The organism is Rhodococcus sp. RD6.2, from assembly GCF_001040705.1.
In the GTDB taxonomy this organism is placed as follows: Bacteria; Actinomycetota; Actinomycetes; order Mycobacteriales; family Mycobacteriaceae; genus Rhodococcus_G.
Genome location: NZ_CVQP01000001.1, coordinates 547744 through 569970, shown reverse-complemented (window position 1 = coordinate 569970; position 22227 = coordinate 547744). Strand labels below are relative to the sequence as shown.

Here is a 22227-nt window from a genome sequence, read left to right as displayed (position 1 = left end):
GCGTTGGCCGACAACGAGTTCGAGATCTCCGAGGGCGACCACGCACTGACCGTGAACGGTCCACCGACCCTCGAACACATCGATTTCGTCGCGCTGGACTCCCACCGCTTCCCCGACGGCGGCGGCTTCCCCGACTCGTATCGCGTGTTCGTCAGGAAGGCCGGATGGGCGCGGTCCTTCGGACTCTGGTTCGTCTACCCGCCCGTCCGTTCCGGGTACGCCGACGGCTGGCACGCCCGAGCAGGCAACCTCACGTCGCATTTCCGGGCCACCTTCCAGGACGGCCGGAGCGAAGGGTTCGACTGGATGGTGGAACCCGACGCCGACTGGTCACTCACCGACTCCCTGCACGTCTTCGGATGGAGCGAGAACGGCAACGCATTGCTCTGGGACACGGCGGCACGCACCGCGGACGGGGAATTCCCAGTCTGGGAGTCCCGGTCGTTCAACTCACTGCATCGGCTCGGCGGAAACCTCCGCGACGCGCTCCCCCTCCTGCGTGCCCGGACTGTCGGCGCATCCGGGTCCCGCCCGTACGACATCGAACCGCTTCCGCCCACTCGCCTATGACGACAGCCGACCCAGCGGCCGGTGAGATGATGGCGTACGTGCCGATGCCCGCCCCGCTGCCCGTCAGGAACGGCGTCGGACCGACGCGGCTCCGCGTCCCGGCGTCCGGGCCGTGGGCGACGATCGCCGAGTACGTCGCCGAGAGGTTCGACCACCTGGCGGCCGACGAACTGAGACGGCGGTTCGAGGCCGGCGAGGTCGTCGGCGCCGACGGTCACCCGATCGATCCCACCGCCGCGCTCGGCACGCACACCTTCGTCTGGTACTACCGCGACCTGCCTGCGGAAGAGCCGATTCCGTTCCAGGAGCAGATCCTGCACACCGACGACGACCTCGTGGTGGTCGACAAGCCGCACTTCCTCCCGACCACCCCGGGCGGGCGATACCTGCACGAGTCCGCGCTCGTCCGGTTGAGGGTCCGGCTCGACAATCCGGCACTGACGCCGATCCATCGACTCGACCGCGCGACCGCGGGCGTCGTGATGTTCTCGGCCCGACCCGAGACGCGCGGCGCCTACCAGTCGTTGTTCGAGCAGCGAGCGGTCACGAAGGTCTACGAGGCGGTGTCGGCGCGACCGCCCGGATGGGATCCGGCCGCACCGACCCTCGCCGGACACGCCCTGCCCGTCGTCTACCGGAACCACATCGTGTCGCGTCGCGGCAAGTTCCGGGTCGGAGTCGACGACGACCGGGAACCCAACGCCGAGACGGTGATCGGGGTTCATCGGACGGGCATCAGTGCCTCTGGTCGCGAGGTGGTGCACACGGTCCTGCGTCCACGTACCGGGCGGATGCACCAGTTGCGGGTGCATCTGGCTGCACTCGGCGTCGGGATCCTCGGCGATCGTCTCTATCCCGACCTGCTGCCCGAGGCACCCGACGATCACCGCCTCCCACTCCAATTGCTCGCGCGGGAACTGGAATTCACCGATCCGCTGACGGGGAATCCGCGGCGGTTCGTCACCGAGCGCACGTTGAGCGAGTCGCCACCGTTGCGCTGAACCAGGCCAATCCAGAGGCCGCGTCGTCCCAGGCAGGTCAGTTGGTTCGCGGCCCGATCGGCTGCACGTCGACGCCCAGACTGCGCAACGCGCTGGCGGCAGCGCCGGCCCCGCACATGCCGTGCACACCCGCGCCGGGCGGCGTGGAGGCCGAGCACAGGAACATGCCGTCCACCCCGGTCGCGTACGGGTCGAGCCCGAATCCCGGTCGCCCGACCATCTGAAGCGGCGTGTTCGCCCCTCCCCCGATGTCGCCCCCGACGTAGTTCGCGTTGTATCGCTCGTACTCCGCGGGACCGGTGGCATGCACGGCGACGACCCGGCCACGGAAACCCGGCGCGTACGCCTCGATCTGGTCCAGCACGACCTCTGTCGCGTCCCCGTCGTAGCCGGACGGGACGTGCGCATACGCCCAGATCGGATGCACTTCCCCGGCTGATCGGGTCGGGTCGGCCAGGTACTGCTGCCCGACGAGCACGAACGGCCGCTCCGGCATCCGGCCGGCGACGACCGCGGCCTCCGCGGCCGCCACCTCATCGGCGGTACCGCCCAGGTGGACCGTCCCGGCCCGGCGCGCGGATTCACTGGTCCACGGGACCCCCTCGCGCACGGCCAGGTCCACCTTGAAGGCGGCGGGGCCGAACTTGTAGGACCGATACCGGCGCCTGCGTCGCCCGCCGAAGCGCTCACCCAGGATCTCGGCTGCCGCCTGCGGAGTCGTGTCGAACAGCGTGACGTCGGCCGCAGGCAGATCGGCGAACGACCTGACCGGAGCGTCGACCTCGATCTCCCCACCGCGCTCGCGCAGGATGGAGACCAGCGCCGACGTGATCGCCTGCGAGCCGCCCTCGGCGACCGGCCATCCGTGGCGATGTCCGGCCGCCACCAACATCACGCCCACCGACGCCGACAGCGGACGGTTCAGCGGTTGGAACAGGTGTGCCGCGCAACCCAGGAACAGGGCCCGGGCCTGTGGGGTACGGAAGGCCTTGGCCAGGACGGTGGCCGGGAGTCCCGCCCGAAGTCCGAACCTGGCCAACGCGATCGGGTGCCCGGGCACTCGCAGGAGCGGACCGAGCACGTCGGGCGCAAGCGCGTCGAAGGTGCGCGCAAGCGGCCCGAAGACCCGTCGCCATGCGCCCGCGTCCACACCCATTCCGGCGGCCGTGCGATCGACGTCGCCGACCAGCACACCTGCCGACCCGTCGGCCAGCGGATGGACGAGGTCGATCTCGGGCCATCGCCACCGCAGGCCGTGTTCAGCGAGCGGCAGGGTCGCCATATACGGCGAGGCGACCCCGAACGGGTGCACCGCGGAACAGACGTCGTGCAGCATTCCGGGCAGCGTCAGTTCGGCGGTGCGCGCGCCTCCTCCCGGACTGTCGGCACCTTCCAGCACCGTCACCTTCAGTCCGTGCCCGGCCAGCCGGACGGCGGCGGCCAGCCCGTTGGGGCCGGAACCGACCACGACTGCGGTCCTCGCGTTCGCCATGTCAGCGCGCACTAGCGTCGTCGCTCACCGTCACCGGCATGTCGTCGGCCCACGGTTGCCGGTTGACCATGTCCGCGACCCGAACCGTGCCCCGCTCGAACTCACCGGTGGCGGCGTCCAGCAACCGGTAGGCCTGGGTCTGCCTGTGGATCGGCTGGGCGTCCAGGACCAGCACCCTCAATTCACCCGGTTCGAAGGCACACAGGCCCTGGAGCGTCTCGACGAGCTGTTCGGAATGCAGGTGCCCGTCACCGAAGTTCCAGCCGAGCAGGACGCCGGCCACCGTCTCACCGTCGAGTTCGACATACTCCGTCGTGGGTTGGTCGGCCAGGAGTCGGGGCAGCAGGGCTGCGTGCGCGCGACCGTGCGTGTGGACCGCGCGGAACGCGAAGCCCGTGAGTCTCGTGACCCGGGCCTCGTCCTCTCCGCCGTAGACCTTCTCCAACTGGCGGTGCGGCAGCATCGCGAAGCGGATCGTGCCGTCGGTCAGCTTCTGCTCGCCGCTCGGCGAGAGGCACCACACGGTGGTGTCCCAGTTCCCGGCGTAGTAGCGCATCCCGAACAGGAAGCAGATCCTTTCGGGGAACAGGTTTCCGAGGATCACCAGAAGGAAGCTGACGGCCGGGATCAGCAGGACCGCGGGATGCACGAGATCACCGAGTCCCAGGGATGCCTTGTCCACGAACAACGTCAGCACGGCGAAGATCATGAAGACGTTCCACTCGAGCGGCGTTCCCATCGGAATCGTCACGATGATGTGCAGGTGGAACAGGATCATCACGGTCGCAGCCACCGTCGTGACGGCGCCGCCCCCGGACAGGATCAGCACGAGCGGGACGACGAACTCGATCGCGGTTCCGCCGTGGGCGAGCAGCTTAGAGAGCCCGGACGGGCGCAGGTCATCGGGGTACGACCGGGTGAAGAGGTGCTTGATGCGCTTCGTTCTCCACAGCGGGCTGTTCGCCTCCATCGCCTGCACCACCGACGGGAAGTGCACGTTGAGCTTCGAGACCGCCGCGCCCCACCAGATGCACAGCAGCACGAACTTGGCCGCCACGATGGAGTCGGGGAACGGCACGAGGAAGGTCACGGCAATCGCGCCGTAGACCTCCGCACGGGCGGCCAGGAAGATCGTCCGGTCGCGCAGTCCGATGACCGCGAGCACCCCCAGGACAACGGCCACCTTCTGCCACGGCAGCTGAACCGTCCCGGCAGCGGTCGCCGACACCAGCGCCATCAGCAGCGAGACGAGCAGCGCGGCGTACAGGACGATGTCGACGACGCCGCGCCGGTCTCCGGAGGTCAGCGGAACTCGCCGCGGCCACGGAGGCATCCGGATGGTCCCGCGGCGGAACCAGTAGAGGAACGAACCCAACGGCGGCAGGAAGCGCAGGTTCAGGGGCCCGAATCCGCAGCCGAGACCGGTGACCTCGAAGAGGATGCACCACAGCACCACCTTCTGCCAGACGACCGGCAGGGCCCACCACTGGCTGACGTCGAACAGGCCGTCCACGCCTGGCGTGGTCAACGCGAACAATGCCGCGCCGAGGATGAACAGAGCGATCTTCATGAGATAGCCGACGTACACCACATCGGGCGTCCCGAAACCTTGCGATAGGTAGTTCTCCGAGAGGATGCGCATCTGGGTGGATCGCCCACCGCGGCGCAACTCGTCCGCATCGATATCTGGTTCCACCGGTCGCAGGAAACCCATACGTCCTCCGCTGCGCTCACCGTTCCGACACGACGTCGACTCGGATGGCGACCGGGCCTCCGTACGGCCGGTCGTGGTGGAGAACGTAGGACTTGTCGGCAGTATTTGTAGACACTTCCGCAAAAGTGCCTACAAAAAGCCTCACCACACGTGCCCGGTCCTATGATCGAGCGGCGATGAGACCCCACTCCAGCGCCGTGCGCGACCGCATCCTCGATGCCGCCGAAGTCTGTCTGGCGCGCGACGGTATCCGCCGCACCACCGTCCGCGCCGTGGCCAAGGAAGCCGATGTCAGCCGCGCCTATCTGTACCGATTCTTCTCCGACAAGTCGACACTGCTGTCGGCGGCGCTGATCCGCCGGGGAGCGGACTTCTGGGAGGACGCACGCGATCGGATCGCGAAACAGGACAGCGTGTCCGGCATGCTGACCGAGGCCGTCGTGCTGTCGAGACAGAACCCTCTGGGGCCACTGGCCGTGGAACTGGCCGCCCGGGAACCCCACGAGTACGCCGAGATCATGGGCACCTACTCCCACGACGTGGTCGCCCAGCTGTCGGACTTCTGGGTGGACCGACTGCGTGATGCCCAGCAGCGCGGTCTGGCCCGCGAAGATCTCGACCTGCCCGGCGCGGCAGAATGGCTGATCCGGATGCTCGTCTCCCTGGTCGGGACGCCGGGAACCGCGGTCGATGTCGATGATCGGGACGCCCTGTCGGCCTACCTGCAGACGTTTCTCGGACCGGTGTTCACTTCCACTGTCCACCATGATGTTTCACCGACGTCGAGCGACCACGGTCGCGGCAGCGGCCCGCCCGGGTCGCCCGCGTCAGCGTCTCGACGGCGGACGTAACGACAACGGGCGGTTCCCGGGACGCGTCCTCGACATTCGTCCCGGGAACCGCCCGTTCAGCGGTCGGCTGCGTCAGTCTTCGGCAGCCTGAAGGATCAGGTACTGCGCGGCGGCCATCTGATGCAACTCCGGCAGGTTGTCGAGTCCACCGAGTTCACCGAGCCGCTTACCGAACTGCACGAGGCAGTAGTACTCGGTTCCGCTGTACGTCTTCGCGCTGAGGCAGGCGGCGCCGGGGACATTCGGTGGTGCGGCGTCTTCGGCCATGTCGTTTTCCGTCTTCATCTCCGCGAGGAACGCGTCCCTGAGTTGCTGCGATCCTTCCTCGGTCTCGGAGAGATACACGTTGGTGGCGTCCACCGCCTGGTGGGTGGTGCCCGTCCGCGTGAAGTTCTCGAGGTTGGCGAGAGCGTTGGTCGAGCGGTGCGCGGCGCCGCGCGAGCCGTACACGGCGAGGCTGCTCGTGGTCTGGCTGCCTTCCATCGGAAGCGTGTATCGCAGGACGCCGTCGACGTCGATCTCGAGGTTCGCGTAGTTCGCGGGATCGGTTGCCGGGAACTTCTCGATCATCGGAGCCTGGAGTTCGTATGCCTTGGCGATGACGTCGGCGGTCCAGTTCTTCTGCGCCGCAGGGGCACTCGCCCAAGTGTAGATGACGTACTCGTTGTGCGGGGTGAAGGCGTTCGCACTGAAGACCCCGCCGGATTCCGACGTGCTGGCGAGCGCCTGCGGGAGTGCGGTGATCTTCCCGACGGCGGGCAATCCGTTCCCGAAGTCGTAGCCGAGGACAGATTGGTGCATCGCGTTCGCTGCTTTCGTCGCGGCAGCCGCGTCGGGGAAGCGAAGGACGGCGTGGACAAGGGAGCTGTCGTTGGCCTTGCCGGGGGTCGACCTCGAAGTGCTGAATCCGACGAGCATGCCGTTGTCGGCTGCGACCTGCGGTGTCGGGCCCGGCAGGAGGATGCCGAGGGACTTGCCGTCCTTGATGACGTAGGTGGACATCGACGCCGACTCCGTGAGAGTCGGGTCGACCTCGGGAGGAAGGACGACGAACTCGGCCATCCGCTGGCCTTCGACGGATCGTCCGAGGAAGTCGTCGCCGACGGTGGTGAACGGTGGGCGGGGCGTGGTGGGGAAGGTGCCGGTGTCGAGGGACGCCGGGTCGACCGCCTCGGTGTCGCCGCCGGACTTGACTGCCTGACCGGTGGTCGTTCCGCCACCGCACCCCGTCAACACCAGTGCTGCCGCGACTGCCGCGGCGGCGATCGGGGCAAGCTTTGTCGCACGCATCTGTTCCTCAGTTCCCTTCGGTCGGGTGCTCGGGGCACCGCGTTCACCTCACCTGGTCGCGTCGAGCGTCCGGGGTCGGGTGTTCGTTCACATTCTTGGAGGCGCCTGGGACCCGGAAAGTTCCCGACGACTTCCCTCGCTCGGCGGCGGCTGCTTCTCCCGCGGTGCCTGCGCCGGGGTGGCAGGGCGCGGCACTCGCCGTTCGGTAACCTCTCGTGGCGGCCCTCCAAGCGGCCCGGGGACGTACGGACAGGTCGGGGGATGGTCGTGGAGTCAGCAGCCGGTACCGGTGTATCCACGTCGGCCGAGGATCCGGCCGCCGCGACGCTGGCGAAGGCGTGCACCGTCCTCCGCAAGTGCGGATACACGGCGGTCGCCGAGCTCGCCGAACGCAAGGCCTCGACCGAACTGCAGGTGCAGTCGATCGTCGTGGTCGGCGAGGTCAAACGCGGGAAGAGCTCCCTGGTCAACGCCCTCGTCGCCGAACGAAACGCATCCCCGGTCGATGTCGCGTCGAGTACGTCCGCGACGATCCACCTCGCACCCCCGGCGCCCGGCCGCGTCCCGGGGACGGTGGAACTGCTGTTCCCCGGGCAACCCCGCACCGTTGACCGGAGCGAGCTGGCGGACTGGGTGAGCACCTCTGGTGCCCGCGTCGTCGACCGCGGCACCGAAACACTGCCCACCGGCGCCGTGGTCACCACCCGCGCCGACACGTTCGGTGGGGCCGTCGTTGTCGACACTCCCGGTGTCGGAGGTCTCGACCCGTCCCATGCGCAGCTGGCGATGCGCACCGCGCAACGCGCCTGCGTCCTCGTCGTCACATGCGACGCGACGACCCCGCTGACGGCACCGGAGATGGAATTCCTCCGGGACGCCACGGCCACCGTCGACTCGGTGGTGGTTGCGGTGACGAAGACGGACAAGAACCTGCGGCGTTGGCGGCCGATCGTCGACGAGAATCGGCGACTGCTGCAGAAGCACCTGCGACGCCCCATCCCGGTCGTGGGGGTGTCGAGTCTGCGCGCCGTCGAAGCCGCCGAACGCACCGACCCGGAGACGCGCGCAGCGGGTGAGGAGTCGTCCGGCATCGCCGAGCTGCGCAGGCACATCCGCGCTCGCCTCGCTCTCGGGGAGAACCTTCCCACGGTCGACGGACTCCGAACGGCCCTGGAAGGACTGCGGAAGGTGCACGCCGCGTTCGCCGAAGACCTGGCGATCGCGCAGAATTCGGCCGCGGTACTGCCGGAGCTGACGGCCGAGCGAGACCGCCTGCAGGAACTCAAGGACCACTCCGGTCAGTGGGAGCACTACCTGGGTCGCGACCTCACCCTGGCCCGCCAGTCCGCTCTCACCTACCTCGACGAACAGCTCGAGCAGATCCGCGAGTCGTGGACGAACCGGATCAACAAGTCCGGGGTGCAGGTGCTGCGCCGCAACCCGCAGCATTTCACCGCGCAGATCGAGTCCGAACTGCGGGTGGCGATGGCGGCGACGGTGCAGCGGTTCCTCGATCAGACGCGCGCCGCGGTCACTCCCCTGTTCGGGTCCGATGTGCAGTGGGAGGAGATCCAGTCACGCACCCTGGGCGGACTCGACCCGCAGCTGCGGACGGGGCAGGTCGCATCGAAAAGCCAAGGGCTGCTCGACCCGTCGATTCTGACGATGGGCATGATCGGCACCTCGATGCTCGGCGCGGTGATCGGCGTCGGTGCCGTCGCCGGCGTCGTCTGGGTGGGCGTCAACCTCGGCTACAAGGCGCTGCGCAGTGGGAAGACGAACCTCCTGACATGGCTGCGGGAAACCCTGGGAACCGCCCGCACCAGCACAGCCCGCCTGCTCGAAGCGGCACTGTCCACGGCACGCCCGGAGGTGGTGATCCGGTATCGCGAGCACCTGGTTGCGACGATCGCACAGGTCCAGCAACGGATCACCGACGCGAAGGAGGCGGCGCGGTTGGACGAGGCCACCCGGGAGCAGACCGTCAAACGCCTCTCGACGAACGTGCGCGCGGTCACCGCGACGATCGCCGAGGTCGAGAACCTGATCGGCCGACTCTCGGCGACCACCGAAGGGCGGTCCGACACGTGAACGGCTACCCCGTAGGAGCCGCCGGTCAGCAGTGGAACGCGTCGGGACAGCAGTGGAATCCTGCCGGTCAACCCCCGGGCGCCCCACCCGCTCCCACTCCTGCGCTCGACCCGGTGCGCACGGTCCTGGACCGCTCCCTCCATTCGCTCGCCGCACTCGGCGGCGATCTCGTCGGGCACGCGAACCGGATCGGCGCGATCCTGTGGTCACCGCCGCGGGTGGTGATCCTGGGACGACTCAAGGCCGGGAAGTCGACACTGGTCAACGCGCTGATCGGGGCGCCGGTCGCCGAAACCGCTGCCCTCGAAGCGACGAACGTCGTCGCGATCTACACCGACGGCGCACCCTCTCGGGCGGAGGTCGTCGGACTGGACGGCGCCCGTCGGCCGTTGCGCGTCGAGTCGGGCATGCCGGTCGACCTCGGTTGCCCCGCAACGGAGGTCGCGTACATAGAACGGTGGATTCCGTCGCAGGCGATTCGCGGCCTCACCCTCATCGACACCCCCGGCCTCGCGACACTGACCACGGAGAACGAGACGGCGACACGGCGCGCGCTGATCGACGGATTCGAGCAGACGCGCACCGCCTCGGTGAACGCCGACGCGGCGGTGTTCCTGTTCGACTCCGTCCCCCGCGCGGACGAACTCGAATTCCTCCGCCAACTCGACTTCACCCCGCTGAACACACTCGGTGTGCTCTCTCGCGCGGACGGGTTCGGGGAAGGACCACTCGGACAGCGCGATCCGATCGCGTACGCCGCCGAGCACTCCGCGCCGATGGCCGCCGAACTCTCCGACACGGTCGGGACGGTGCTGCCGATCGCCGGACTCCTCGCCGAAACCGCTCTCACCGGGCAGCTCACCGAAACCGACGCGCGGGCGCTGGCGTCACTGGCCGGATGGGAACCGTTCGCCCTGATCGAGCGCCTCGACTCCGACTCCCCCGCGCCCCCACTCGACGCCGCGGTCCGGGACCGCCTGCTGGACCTCGTCGGCGAGTACGGCCTCGTCCACGCCCGTACCGTCGCCCAGGGTGGTGCGCACACCCTGAACCGGTGGCTGGCGACCGTGTCCGGTATCGAACGCTTCCGGCACGAACTGCACACGTCGCTGGCGCGGTTCGCGGCGATCCAGCGCGCAGGCCGGATCCTCACCGAACTCGACACCCTCGCCTTCCAACATCCCGCGCGCGATCACATTCGCGCGATCGTCGGCGCCGCCCGCCGCGATCCCGCGATGAACGAAGTGGTGCTGTTCGGGTGTCTGCGCGCGATGCTCGACGTGGACCACGACTCACCCGTCGTCGACGAGTTGACGCGAGTCCTGCGCGCGCGCAGCGACACCGACGTCGTCGGCCTCCCCGCCACTGCTGGGCCCGATCAGGTTCGGGTCGCCGCCGCGGAGCGACTGGCGTGGGTGCAGCGGCAGTCGCTGTCCACGATGTCGGCGGCGGCGGACTCCGCACTGACGGCGCTGCACGGCACCTACGCCGCGATCGGCCGCCGGACACAGCCGACGGGATGAGTTCGGCGTCCGGCCGATCGGCGGGACGCCGGGTGGCGGCGGCATCGACGTGTCGTGGCAGGATTCAGACCGCGCAGCGGGTGGGCTTGCTGCGGCCGCCCTCACGGGCGGCACCGCGACCTGGGGCGTCAACCGTCTCCCACGCGGGCACCGACCGAGCCGCGAGGGGAACGACTCATGTCCGGGGAATGGGTGTTGGGCGTCGATTTCGGCACCTCGAACACGGCAGCTGCACATCTCGACCTCGCCACCGGTTCGGTCGCCACCGTACCGCTGACCCATCAGGGCAACCTGATGCCGTCCGCGGTGTTCGTCGAGTCACCGGATTCGATCCTCGTCGGCGAGGTCGCACTGAATCGGTCGGAGTCGAATCCGGGTGGATTCATCCCGTCCCCGAAACGTGCCCTCGTGCAGGGCGTGCTGCATGCCAACGGATACGACCTGCCGCCCTCGGCCGCCGTCGCGGCGATCCTGTCCGCGGTGGTGACGCGCGCGACTGCGGCGCACGCCGGGCGTCCACCTGCGCGACTGGTACTCACCCACCCGGAGGCCTGGTCCCCCCGCGAGATCCAGGTGCTCCTCGACGCGGCCGCCACCATCGGATTCGATCGGACCCGGGTCACCACGATCTCGGAACCGCGGGCCGCAGCGCACTTCTACACCCGCGGTAACGCCCTCACCACCGGACAGACGATCGCCGTGTTCGACTTCGGTGGCGGCACCCTCGACGTCGCCGTCCTCACCGCCGGACCCGCGGGCGCCTTCGAGGTGATCGCTGCCCGCGGGGACAACAGCCTCGGCGGCAAGAACCTCGACGCGCTGATCCGCCGGTGGATCGACACGGAACTGGCCGACCGCAATCCGGAACTGCTCGACTACCTGCGCCGCGGTGCACCCGTGCACGTGCTCCGCGGACTCGAGGATTCCACCCGCCGCGCGAAGGAACTGCTGTCGGAAGCGCCGTCCGCGACTGTCACCATCTCCACGCCGGTCGGGCAGGAGACGCTCTCACTGACGCGCGGCGAGCTCGACGACCTGATCAGGCCGGTTCTCGACCAGGCCGTCGCGCTCGCTCGGGCGACATTCACCGATGCCCGACTGACCGGTCCCGGCGCCCTGTCCGCGTTGTACCTGACCGGCGGCAGCAGCCGGATTCCGCTGGTGCACACGCAGTTGGCCACCTTGGGTCCGATCGCGACTCTCGACGACCCGAAGACGGTCGTCGCGCAGGGAGCGTTGATCGCAGCCGCGAACGCCGGCGCCTTCGCCGCCGCAGCGCGGCCCGCCGACCGTGTCCCCGCCCCGGCTCCGCCGCAGTGGCCCGCCTCGTTCCCTGCCGCCCCAGCGACTGCGGCGAACACGCGGCAGCAGGTCGCGGCCGACGGACCCCGGCCGGACGGCGGTGACACCGCGAGATCGCAGATCGCTGTGCCGGCGCGGAAGTCGAAGCGAGGCCCGATCGTCGCAGGTGTTGCCGTCGTGGTCATCGTCGGAGCCGTGGTCGCCGCGATCGTCCTGTCCCCGGACGACACGTCGGATGCCACAGAGGCCTCCGGTGACGACACCGGTTCGACCTCGCAGACCACCACCGCGAGTGCGCCGCTGGTGGGCGCCGACGGCGTCAAGGCGGTCATCAATGCCCTGCCGCAGTCGCTGGAAATGGACAGCGACTGCACCGATGCCGGCCTGAGCAGCAAGACGCCGAAGGTTCAGAAGATCTCCTGCGAGGTCGACTCCAAGTCGTTCGCGGTGTACGAACTCAACCTCCCCGGGTATGTGACGTTCCAGGCGTCGATCGACAAGGACAACGCGAACAAGGCGATCGGGGGCTGGCGTGCCGGCAACATGGGTGGGGACCTCGTCGAGAACAAGGACGGTACCGCCGGTGCGTACATCAAGCCCGGCAAGAACTACGTCGAGTACGTCAGCACCGTCACCGGCCTCAATCTCGGGATGACGGTCCCCGGAACCGTCGACAAGGACGTGCTGGTCAAAATCCTCGAGCGTGCCGACATGTTGGATTGATCGAGAGTCGTCGGGAACTTTCCGGGGATCCGGCAACTCCTATCTGTGATACCAGCGGAAGCCGCCGCTGACGACGAGCAGAGGGAGCACATCATGACGAACCCGCAGCAGAGCTTCGAGGACAGCATCGACGACGTCACCGCCGCCCCGGACGTCCCGCAGGTCGACACGGCGACCGAGTCGACCTCGCCCACCGGCACCGCGCCGACCGCGGCACCGCAGCCGGAGGCCGCGTGGGTCGAGGATCCGTCGCAGCCGTACGTCTCCCCCCGTGACCTCGACGGCGACGGCAGCATCGACACCGTGCACATCGACCTCGACGGTGACGGCGTCACCGACGAGATCGCCCACGACACCAACGGGGACGGCAACATCGACGTCATCGAATCCACCACCGGCAACGGGCACTTCAACGTCGTCGAACGTGACACCGATTTCGACGGCGTGACCGATCGGCTCGACACCGACACCGACCTCGACGGCCTGACCGACAACGTCGCGTTCGACCACGACGGGAACGGGACCATCGACGAGATCGACGCCGACACCGATGGCGACGGGATCATCGACACCGTCATGCTCGACAGCAACACCGACGGGATCTTCGACTACCACGGGGTCGACACCGACGGCGACGGCAACGCCGACCACATCTACACCGATGCCGGGCAGACCGGCGACTGGAACGAAGTCCCCACTTCGACCGACCTGATCTGATCTCGCCCCGCGCGTACGTTCCGCTCGCCACCTTTCTGCTCGAGGAGCATCCACCATGGACGACATCGCCGGTACCGCACCGGATCTCGACCCGCCCACCTTCGACATCGGGGACGACATCGACCCGTTCACCGATGGCTCGGAGGTACCGTCGGGCGAGCCGTGGCAACCGAACGGCATGGGAACGATGCCGTCCATCCCGGACCTCATCGACGGAATCGACCTTCCCGCACCGGACCTCACCACGCCGGAGCCGGCCGCGCCCGCACTCCCCGAGCCCGAGCCGGCCGCTCCGGTACCACCCGAGTCCGAGCCTTCCGAGGATCCCGCGGAGCAGCCACCCTCGGACGGCACCTACGGCAACGCCTCGGCGTGGACGACGGAGTGGTTCTACCAGGAGGTCAACGGGTTCTGCGGCCCGTCGAGCGCGGCGCAGCTGATCTCCGAGTACACCGGCCTGGACATCACGAGCCCGCAGCAGATGGTCGACCGCGCACTCGAACTCGGACTGTTCCTCGGCGACGACCCCTCGCAGGGCATGACCCTCGACGGCATCGAGGCGCTGCTCGACGACCAGAACGTCCCCTGCCACATCGAGTCCGGCACCCTCGACGACCTGAAGACCAAACTCGATGACGGCTACGGCATCATCGCGATGGTCGACAGCGGCGAGATCTGGTATCCCGACGAGGAGATCGCCGAGGACAGCACCCCCGACCACGTCGTCGTGGTCGCGGGCATCGACGAGACCCGCGGCGTCGTCATCCTCTCGGACCCCGGCAGCCCCACCGGCAACGGACTCGAAGTTCCCATCGACCAGTTCATGGACTCGTGGGCCGACGGCGAGAACCAGATGATCGTCGCCGACGAACCCGACCCCGACCTGGACGCGACCGACGACAGTGTCGCGGCGCTGCAACCGAGACCGTGGGCGATTCTCGACCTCATCGGGTTGCAGTGATCGGACCGCTCACAATGGGGTGGGAACATTGACGAACCCGGCACATCGCACTTCCCTGCTCCTCGACACGAAAGGACGGACACGGCATGGACGACGCGGAATCACCATCGTTGTGGGATGAACTCGGTGTGAGCGCCGACGAGCTCACCCCGCCGATGCCCGAGCACCTCTGGGACACCGCGATCGCCGCCGCGATCGACCCGGACACCCCACCCCTCGACAGCGACCTCGTCCCGTACAGCGACGACGCCGCCACCGGTGCCGACGCAGCGGCCGGCGATCTCGGCTTCCCGGACGCCGACGTTCCCGGTGGATCCCACGACACCGCCGGATCGTTCGACGATGCCGGAGCCGATCCGGACGACTCCGACGGGGACTGGGGCGACGCACACGTCGACGACATCGACTTGGGCACGGACGGGTTCTGAACCGCCATGACCTCAGCGAACCGGCGTCACTCCCTGCGCGTACTGCGGGGTCGGTTACGATCCAGCCCGGCCCAGTGGAGGGCCGAACTGTTCCGGGGGGATCGACCATGACCGAAGCCGAACTGCTCGACCTGTGCCGCCAAGGTGACGCACGGGCATTCGCACAGCTCGTCGAACCACATCGCCTCAAGGTGTGGGCGGTGTGCAGCCGAATCACCAGGAACCAACAGGATGCCGAGGACGCGTTCCAGGACACCCTCGTCGCCGCCTGGCAGAACCTGCACAAGTTCCGGGGCGACTCCCAGCTCGGCACCTGGCTGCACCGCGTCGCTGCCAACGCCTCGCTCGCCGTGATCCGCCGCCGCAAGGACGTGCTCTCCGCTCAGGACGATTTCCTCGACGTGGTCGACCCGGCACCGTCGGTTGCCGACCGGGTCACCACAGTCGCGGCGGTCCGGGCCGCGATCGACACCCTTCCCGACGACTTCCGCGAGGCGATCGTCCTCCGAGAAGTCGCCGGGATGACCTATCAGGAGATAGCGGACCACCAGCGAATCCCCGTCCAAACGGTCCGAAGCCGCATCAGCCGCGCCCGCGCACGACTCGTCGCCGAACTCACGCCCTCGATCTCGTGACCGCTGCGCGGCCCTACGACTCGATCGGGTCGTACCAGTCCGCGTTCGCGAGCAGCACCCGCGTGCCCAGTTCGCGATTCCATTCCGGCTCGATCATGTCCGCAAGCCGCTGTTTCCGCGGCGGTGATGAATTCGGTGCGGCAACCCGCTGGTCGCGACCGGCTACGGGGTCGGGTGCCCGCCTCGCTGGGCGAGGAGGACACCCATCAGTCCGGCTTCTTGACTCTGGGTCGCCATCATGTCGCGCGCCGCTTGCTTGACCGGTCCACCGGTGAGTATGGCGTCGGCGGCCTGCGCCATCGCGACGCCGCCCTGGTGGTGGCGGTACATCAGCTGGAGGAACAGCACCTCGGCTTCGCGGCCACGGGCGGCGGAGAGGGCGTCGAGCTCTGTCATCGTCGCCATGCCGGGCATCGGTCCGAGTGGCGGGTCGGCGGCGCCCGCCGGTGCCGGATGATGGTGGGCCGCAGCGGCGTCTGCCGCCATCCAGGCCATCGGATCCCGGTTGGTGGGCGACGCATCGGCGAGGCGGAGCCAGCCGAGGAGCATGCCGATCTCCACGGACTGCGTGTCGTGGATCTGCCGGGCCAGGGCCACGATGCCGGGGTCGGCGCCCGGGTCGAGTCGTTGCACCATCTGCATGGCCTGCTGGTGGTGGGCCGCCATGTCCGCGGCGAAGCCGACCTCCGTGGCGCTGAGAATCGGGTCGGCGACGGCCGGGGCGGTCGGGGCGATCAAGGGCCGCAGGGCCGCGCCGATCACCAGCAGCAGTGCTGCCAGTGACACGAACGCGACCCCGCGGACGAGCGTGGATCTCGTCATGACCCGAAGGTCGACCGCTGGTTCGCCGGCGGGGTGTAGACGTCCTCGTCGAGGTGCAGGGCGAGGAAGCCGTTGTCGGAACAGGTGACCCAGAGGTCGTTGCCGCGCCATTCCGGCGGCGACATGCACCAGTCGGTGGACAGGTCGCCGCCGAGGAGCATGCCCGTGCGACTGCTCTCGGCCTGCGCAGGATCGAACACCCCGCGTTCCTTCGCTCCCTGCGCCGCGAGTTCGGAGAACACTGGGTATCCGAGGACCGACGCCAGCGCGTGCGGAGAGTTCCAGCGTTCCAGGTTGCGACCCTTCATCGCCGGCGGGTTGAAGTATCCGATCTCCTTCGCCGAGAAAGGATCCCGCACGTCGAACACTCGGATACCCGAGGACGCCCAACCGCAGGCGAGTGCCGTCGGATCCACGGGCCGATCCGCGGTGCAGTAGTGCGGGTCGTAGGTGAACGCCGATCCACCGGACGCCGACGCGATCTGACTGTCGACGTTCTCGGGAAGGTTGATCTCGAGCTTGATGCCACCCACGATCTTCGGTTTCGCATCGTCGGCGACGTCGATCAGTTTGACCCCGCCGGACGCGGCCTCGTCGACGACGAAGATGTACGGGTGACCGTCGTAGCTCACCGGGACGCTGTGCTGGGTGGCGATTCCGTCGGTCCACACCATCTGGGCCAGCACGGGCACCTGTGGATTCGGGTCGCGGCGCTGCACCGCGCTGGCGTCGAGGACGCGGAGGCCACCGGCGTTGTCCGCGAGGTACATCCGGTTGCCGTCCGGACTCATGCCGAAGCCGTGAGACGACGGGCCGGACAGGCCCTGCCAGATCACCCGCGGGTTGACGGGGTCGGCCAGGTCGACCGCGCTGACCAGGCCGGGGACCACTCCCGAGGACCAGTAGGTCATGCCGTCAGGCGAGAACCCACCCTCGTGGGAGGTGACGGGAAGGGGCATCTGAAGGTTGGTACCGGTTCCCGGGTTGAGCAACCGGGGGTGAGCACAGTCCGAGATGTCGTACACCGAGAGCAGGCCGGCTCCCGTCATTGCGGGAACCCCGGTGCCCACCAACAGCTTCCGGCCGGTGTGAACCTTGAGGCTCTCCCAGGTACCCGCGAGCATCGCCGGCTCGGTCAGGTTGACGGTCGGAACCGGGTTGGCGGGGTCGGAGACGTCGAGGACCTGGACACCCGGTGCGGGTCCGAGCAGGTCGCCGGGGAAGATCGTGCCGAGGTAGGCGCAGTGGTCGAAGCTGGCGGAGACGATACCTGCGCCACGTCCGGCGAACCCGCCGACCTGGGAGATGTTGCAGTCGTAGCCCTCGGTGCTGCGTCCGCTGTCCCGGTCGGCCGCGGGCACGTCCCCCTGCAACCCTGTCTCCGGTCGCGATCCGGGCCCGCAGTCCGCGGGCGCAGCCACGCTCCGGCTGACCTCGTGCGACTCGATCACCACCCCCGAGGGGTCACGCTGGGACGCGGCGGCACCGATCACAGGCACCAGTAGGGCCAGGGCAGCCGCGCCCGCTACGCCGCGAACGGCAGTCGAGAACCTCATACGTTGAATCTCCCTCGAATCGGACACCACTGTCCGAGCCAGATGTGCCGAAGTGTGGACGCGGTGTCAGCCGGCGGCCGTGATGCGCAGCGTGCGAGGACAGTTCGCGGACGAGGCGCCGACCTGGAGGTCGTACGCGCCGGGGCGGTGGACCCACTTCCGGCTAGTCTCGTCCCACGTCTCGAAGGCGCGCTGCGGCAATGCGATTGTGGCCGTGGCGGTTTCGCCTGCCATCGCCTCGATGCTCGCGAAGCCGGCAAGCGCACGGGCGGGCCGGGACGTGTCACCGTCGACTGGGGCGAGGTAGACCTGCACGACCTCGCGTCCCGGGCGGGATCCGGTGTTGCGGACGCGGACCGTGACGGTGTCGCCGTCCCACTGGGCGTCCTCGTACTCCCAGCTGGTGTAGCCGAGGCCGTGCCCGAACGAGTACGCGGGCGCGACGTCGGACCGGTCCCAGGCGCGGTAGCCGATGAACAGGCCCTCGGTGTAGTCGAGCTTGCCGTCAGTCGGGGTCACCTCGGTGACCGGGCAGTCCTCCAGCGTCGCGGGCCAGGTGGTGGGGAGCCGGCCGCCTGGCTCGGCCGCGCCGGTGAGGACCTCCGCGAGCGCCGCGCCGGCCTCCTGGCCGGGGAACCAGCTCAGCAGCACCGCGGCGACGTCGTCGCGCCACGGCATTTCCACGGGGGCACCGGAATTGACGACCACAACGGTCCGCGGGTTTGCCGCGACGACGCGGGAGACCAGCTCGTCCTGACGGCCGGGCAGCGCGAGGGTGGTGCGGTCGAAGCCCTCGGACTCCACCTTGTCGGTGGTCGCCACGACGACGACGGCCACATCGGCCCGAGCCGCAGCAGCCTCGGCCTCGGCCATCAGCTCCTCGGGGTCACGCTGCGGCTCGAGGTGCCCCAGGCTGAAGCTGACGACGGCGATCGGTGCGCCTTCCATCTTCATCGGGTCGTATCGCAGGGAGACCTCGACGGTGCGCCCCGCCTCGAGCTCGACGACGGCACGGTCCTTCGGCGAGCCGAAGAACATCTCGAACGGATCGAAGCTCTCCAGTGCCTGCTCGCCCTCGAACACCGTCTCGCCGTCGACGGCCAGGGTGAACCGGCCGATTCCCTTGGTGCCGAAGCGATGCGGGCCGGACAGCTCCGGCGTGAAGCTGCCGACGATCTCGACGGTCTGCAGCGACGGGTAGTCGATGCCCTCGGGGAGGTCGCCCATCCACATGATGTTGCCGTCCGCCAGCGGCAGCTCGCGCTGCAGCGTCCCGTCGGCGCTGAGGCAACGGGCGCGCAGGTCGAACCCGCGGTCGGCGACACCCATGTCCTCGCTCAGCACCGTGCCGACGCTGTAGCCCAGCGCACCGTCGGGCAGCGCCGCCGTCAGCCCGTCGAGCGGGGAGACGACGGTTTCGGGGAAGACCATGGCGGAGCCGCCGCCGAGCACGCGGGCGTCGCGAGCGGCCAGTCCGATGAGGGCGACCGTGGACTCGGCGGGTGCGATCGGCAGCACTGCACTGCCGGCGACCTCGGTGTTGCGGACGAGCACGAAGGACCGCCGGGCGACCTCCCGCGCGATCTCGCGGCCGTCGATCGCCGCGGGGAACTCGGTGACGGCGGCCGGTGCGCCCTCTAGCAGGCCGACGCGCGCGGCGAGCAGCAGGACGTGGCGGACGGCGCCGTCCACGACGGACTCGTCGACCTCGCCGTCCCGGACCGCCTTGACGAGGAGCTCGCCGTAGACGGACACCGGACCGGGCATGGCGACGTCGAGGCCGCCCATGATGGCGCCGACCGTCGAGCGGGTGCCCATCCAGTCGGAGACCACGATGCCGTCGAAGCCCCACTCGTCGCGGAGCACACCGCGCAGCAGCTCGGCATGCTCGCTCATCGTGGTTCCGTTGACGCTGTTGTAGGCGGACATGACGGCCCACGGGCCGGCGTCGCGCACGATCGCCTCGAACGGCGCGAGGTAGATCTCGCGCAGCGCCTCCGGGGAGACGATGTTGTCGACGAACATGCGGTCGGTCTCGGCGTCGTTGGCCACGAAGTGCTTGACGGTGGCGCCGACGCCGCCGGACTGCACACCGCGGACGAAGCCGGTACCGATGGCGCCGCTGAGCAGCGGGTCCTCGGAGTACGCCTCGAAGTGCCTGCCGCCGACGGGGGTCCGGTGCATGTTCACGGTGGGGGCGAGCAGCAGGTGCACGCCCTTGCGACGGGCCTCCTGCGCGAGCAGCGTTCCAGCACGGGCGATCAGCTCGGGATCCCAGGAGGCTGCCATCGCGGTGGGCGAGGGCAGCAGAACGGACGGGTCCTCCGGCCCCCAGCTGGCTCCGCGCACACCGACCGGACCGTCGGACATCACGAGGGAGCCGAGCCCGATCTCGGGGAGCGGCGGCAGCGTCCAGATGTCCTGCCCCTGGAGCAGTCTCGCCTTCGCGTCCAGATCGAGCTTGGCGAGTGCCGATTCGACGGCCTCGCGCGTCGCCTCGTCGTGCATCGTGGACTCCTTCGTCATCGACGGTTCGCCAGGCATCGATCGGAGCGGCACCGATGCGATCAATCCTTGGCGCACTTGCCTTTCCGATGGCGAGATTACCCAGCACACGCACGACAGCCGACCGGTTGCGAACACGGTGGTGTGGTCAGGCTAGCCGTTCACCTAACGGTGATTAAGTGTCGTTATCAAACCGTTACTCGATGGGTCGACTACCGTTCACCCGAATCGTTCCCGGCCCGGTCGACGGCGGTGAGCAGCGCAACGAAGTTGCGAAAAGCGGCGGACATGTCCACCTCATCCGGAGCCAGCAGCCACTGAATCTGCACACCGTCGATGACGGCGATCAGCAGAGGCGCCGCCTGTTCGGGGGTGAGATCACCGGGCAATCGGTCGCCGAATTCCGCCCTCAGCAACTCGGCGAGCCTGGCGCGCGCGGCAGCGTAGCGCTCGGTGAAGAACTCGCGTGCCGGATGCTGACCGGTCGTACTCTCGGCAGCCAAGGCAGTGAAGGTCTGGACAACGCCGGGTCGAGCAGCGTTGAATTCCACGACTTGCTCCAGGTGCGACAACCTCACGTCCGCCGAGGCCGCGAGCAGGGCGGCGGTGTCCCATCGGTCCCGAGCTTCGAGAACACCTATCAGCAGGTGTTCCTTACTGGGGAAATAGTGCAGGACACCCGGCTGGGTCAGTCCAACCCGCTCCGCAACGGCGGCAAGGGTGGTGGCGCGGTATCCACTCGCCGCGATCTCGGCCATCGCGGCGTCGAGAATAGCCTCACGCCGAGCCTCCGCCCTGGCTGCACGCCCACCCCGCCGTCGCTCGGTCACGGTGCGAGCCTAACGACAGGGTCGACGATCCAATTCTGCGACCGGTTCCGGGGAACCAATTTATAACGATGATGTAACAACCACTAACGACGACTAGGTGAATAGTTAGCCTCGTCGCCATGAGCAGTCGCTTGAGTAGAGGCGCAATCCTCCTCGCCGCAGCAACCCTGACCATGTTCGGGACCGGCGCCACGGCCACGGCCGGCGCGCCCGCCCCGAGCAGTCAGCCGACAACTTCGGTCGAGAGCACGTACTCCGAGCGCGGACCGTGGGAAGTGACCGAGCAGCAGGGTTTCGGTTGCTGCGACTCTTCCGGCCACAAGTTCGACGTCTGGTACCCCACCGACCTGGGCGCAAACGGTGAACGCCACCCGATCATCACCTGGGGCAACGGCACCTTCGCGCACCCCTTCCAGTACGACTATCTGCTCTCCCACCTGGCGTCCTGGGGTTTCGTGGTCATCGCCCCCGACAACACCAACACAGGCTCCGGCCAGGAGATGCTGCAGGCGGTGGACTTCCTCAAGGGGCAGAACGACGACCCGTCGAGCGTCTTCTACCAGGCACTCGACACCGACAACGTCGGAGCCATGGGCCACTCACAGGGCGCGATCGGCACCCTCAACGCCACGATCGCCGCCGGTGGCACCGTCAAGACCGCGGTCCCCATCGAACTGCCCGGGCAGTACATGTGCACGCTCAACCTGCCGAAACCCGAGGCGGCGATGACGATCTGCACGGATCCCACGAAGCTCACCACCGGCTCCGTCCTTTACGTCAACGGGTCCGGCAGCCCCATCTCGCCGTCCACCCAGCCGCTCCCGTTCGAGCAGATCGGCCCCCAGTCCGCGCAGGGCTACTTCGCCGCCACCCCGGACTCGGTCCAGAAGGCGATGGCGACGCTGAACGGCCCTAACCACAACGACATTCAGGGCCAGCCCGGCTGCCCCCCGAACGATCCGGGCTGCGTCAGCGGCGTGCAGGGCTTCCTCGGCACCCTCACCGCCTGGAACATGGACAAACTCCAGGACGACGAGTACGCACACAGCGCATTCGTCTCCGGGACGGGCGAACTCTTCAGCCGGCAGGCATGGAGCAATCAGGCGAGCAACATCGCCAACTGAGCCAGGGGGAACAGGGGGGACGGGCCACGGGAGCTGCACAGCAGCTCCCGTGGCCCGCTTGCATCAGAGGGGCAGGGCCGCGGCCGGATCGG

18 protein-coding genes are annotated in these 22227 nt (G+C 68.6%); 11 read left to right on the top strand and 7 right to left on the bottom strand.

Annotated features, from left to right (window positions below; genetic code table 11):
- The first annotated feature begins 3 nt into the window (after positions 1–3).
- Together RHCRD62_RS02490 and RHCRD62_RS02485 are read left to right on the top strand one after the other, a co-directional pair.
- On the top strand, positions 4–570 hold the full coding sequence (locus RHCRD62_RS02490; protein ID WP_253277161.1) for a hypothetical protein: 567 nt from the start codon (positions 4–6) through the stop codon (positions 568–570).
- 26 nt (positions 571–596) lie between these two features.
- Positions 597–1571, top strand: coding sequence for a pseudouridine synthase (locus tag RHCRD62_RS02485; protein WP_050063431.1), 975 nt, complete (start codon positions 597–599; stop codon positions 1569–1571).
- A 37-nt stretch (positions 1572–1608) separates the two neighbouring features.
- Here RHCRD62_RS02485 and RHCRD62_RS02480 read toward each other — a convergent pair whose 3' ends face one another.
- Together RHCRD62_RS02480 and RHCRD62_RS02475 are read right to left on the bottom strand one after the other, a co-directional pair.
- Entirely contained in the window at positions 1609–3063 is a 1455-nt protein-coding gene (locus tag RHCRD62_RS02480; RefSeq protein WP_050063055.1) for a phytoene desaturase family protein, read from the bottom strand.
- A 1-nt stretch (position 3064) separates the two neighbouring features.
- Positions 3065–4777 carry a DUF3556 domain-containing protein gene (locus tag RHCRD62_RS02475; protein ID WP_050063054.1) on the bottom strand — a complete coding sequence of 571 codons (1713 nt, stop codon included), beginning with the start codon at positions 4775–4777 and terminating at the stop codon, positions 3065–3067.
- A 176-nt stretch (positions 4778–4953) separates the two neighbouring features.
- On the opposite strand from RHCRD62_RS02475, the gene RHCRD62_RS02470 reads away from it, so the two are divergent.
- A complete protein-coding gene (locus RHCRD62_RS02470; RefSeq protein ID WP_084734029.1) occupies positions 4954–5628 on the top strand; it encodes a TetR/AcrR family transcriptional regulator in 675 nt (224 codons plus the stop codon).
- Between the two features lie 72 nt (positions 5629–5700).
- Here RHCRD62_RS02470 and RHCRD62_RS02465 read toward each other — a convergent pair whose 3' ends face one another.
- Positions 5701–6918, bottom strand: coding sequence for a DUF7373 family lipoprotein (locus RHCRD62_RS02465; RefSeq protein WP_050063052.1), 1218 nt, complete (start codon positions 6916–6918; stop codon positions 5701–5703).
- Positions 6919–7179: 261 nt separating this feature from the next.
- Here RHCRD62_RS02465 and RHCRD62_RS02460 point away from each other — a divergent pair, with 261 nt between their 5' ends.
- The 7 genes from RHCRD62_RS02460 to RHCRD62_RS02430 all read left to right on the top strand — a co-directional run bounded on the left by RHCRD62_RS02460 (position 7180) and on the right by RHCRD62_RS02430 (position 15298).
- Positions 7180–9009, top strand: a complete 1830-nt coding sequence (locus RHCRD62_RS02460) for a dynamin family protein (protein WP_050063051.1) — start codon at positions 7180–7182, stop codon at positions 9007–9009.
- 113 nt (positions 9010–9122) lie between these two features.
- Positions 9123–10532 (top strand): GTPase, encoded by a 1410-nt coding sequence (locus RHCRD62_RS02455; protein ID WP_050063050.1) that lies wholly within the window; start codon positions 9123–9125, stop codon positions 10530–10532.
- Between the two features lie 177 nt (positions 10533–10709).
- Positions 10710–12557 carry an Hsp70 family protein gene (locus RHCRD62_RS02450; protein ID WP_050063049.1) on the top strand — a complete coding sequence of 616 codons (1848 nt, stop codon included), beginning with the start codon at positions 10710–10712 and terminating at the stop codon, positions 12555–12557.
- A gap of 93 nt (positions 12558–12650) precedes the next feature.
- Positions 12651–13274, top strand: coding sequence for a hypothetical protein (locus tag RHCRD62_RS02445; protein ID WP_050063048.1), 624 nt, complete (start codon positions 12651–12653; stop codon positions 13272–13274).
- 55 nt (positions 13275–13329) lie between these two features.
- Positions 13330–14235, top strand: a complete 906-nt coding sequence (locus RHCRD62_RS02440) for a C39 family peptidase (protein WP_050063047.1) — start codon at positions 13330–13332, stop codon at positions 14233–14235.
- Between the two features lie 86 nt (positions 14236–14321).
- On the top strand, positions 14322–14663 hold the full coding sequence (locus RHCRD62_RS02435) for a hypothetical protein (protein ID WP_050063046.1): 342 nt from the start codon (positions 14322–14324) through the stop codon (positions 14661–14663).
- Positions 14664–14770: 107 nt separating this feature from the next.
- Positions 14771–15298: an RNA polymerase sigma factor gene (locus RHCRD62_RS02430; protein WP_050063045.1), complete on the top strand. Its 528-nt coding sequence runs from the start codon at positions 14771–14773 to the stop codon at positions 15296–15298.
- Between the two features lie 162 nt (positions 15299–15460).
- On the opposite strand, the gene RHCRD62_RS02425 is transcribed toward RHCRD62_RS02430, so the two are convergent.
- From RHCRD62_RS02425 to RHCRD62_RS02410, 4 genes are all read right to left on the bottom strand, one after another.
- Positions 15461–16120, bottom strand: coding sequence for a DUF305 domain-containing protein (locus RHCRD62_RS02425; RefSeq protein WP_050063044.1), 660 nt, complete (start codon positions 16118–16120; stop codon positions 15461–15463).
- Positions 16117–17676 carry an LVIVD repeat-containing protein gene (locus RHCRD62_RS02420; protein ID WP_050063043.1) on the bottom strand — a complete coding sequence of 520 codons (1560 nt, stop codon included), beginning with the start codon at positions 17674–17676 and terminating at the stop codon, positions 16117–16119. Before RHCRD62_RS02420 ends, RHCRD62_RS02425 begins: the two co-directional genes overlap by 4 nt.
- A 66-nt stretch (positions 17677–17742) precedes the next feature.
- Positions 17743–20202 carry a beta-glucosidase gene (locus RHCRD62_RS02415; RefSeq protein WP_050063430.1) on the bottom strand — a complete coding sequence of 820 codons (2460 nt, stop codon included), beginning with the start codon at positions 20200–20202 and terminating at the stop codon, positions 17743–17745.
- A 191-nt stretch (positions 20203–20393) separates the two neighbouring features.
- Complete coding sequence (locus RHCRD62_RS02410) at positions 20394–21011, bottom strand: TetR/AcrR family transcriptional regulator (RefSeq protein WP_050063042.1); 618 nt, start codon at positions 21009–21011, stop codon at positions 20394–20396.
- A gap of 119 nt (positions 21012–21130) precedes the next feature.
- On the opposite strand from RHCRD62_RS02410, the gene RHCRD62_RS02405 reads away from it, so the two are divergent.
- Entirely contained in the window at positions 21131–22135 is a 1005-nt protein-coding gene (locus tag RHCRD62_RS02405) for a poly(ethylene terephthalate) hydrolase family protein (protein ID WP_157050778.1), read from the top strand.
- Positions 22136–22227: the final 92 nt, after the last annotated feature.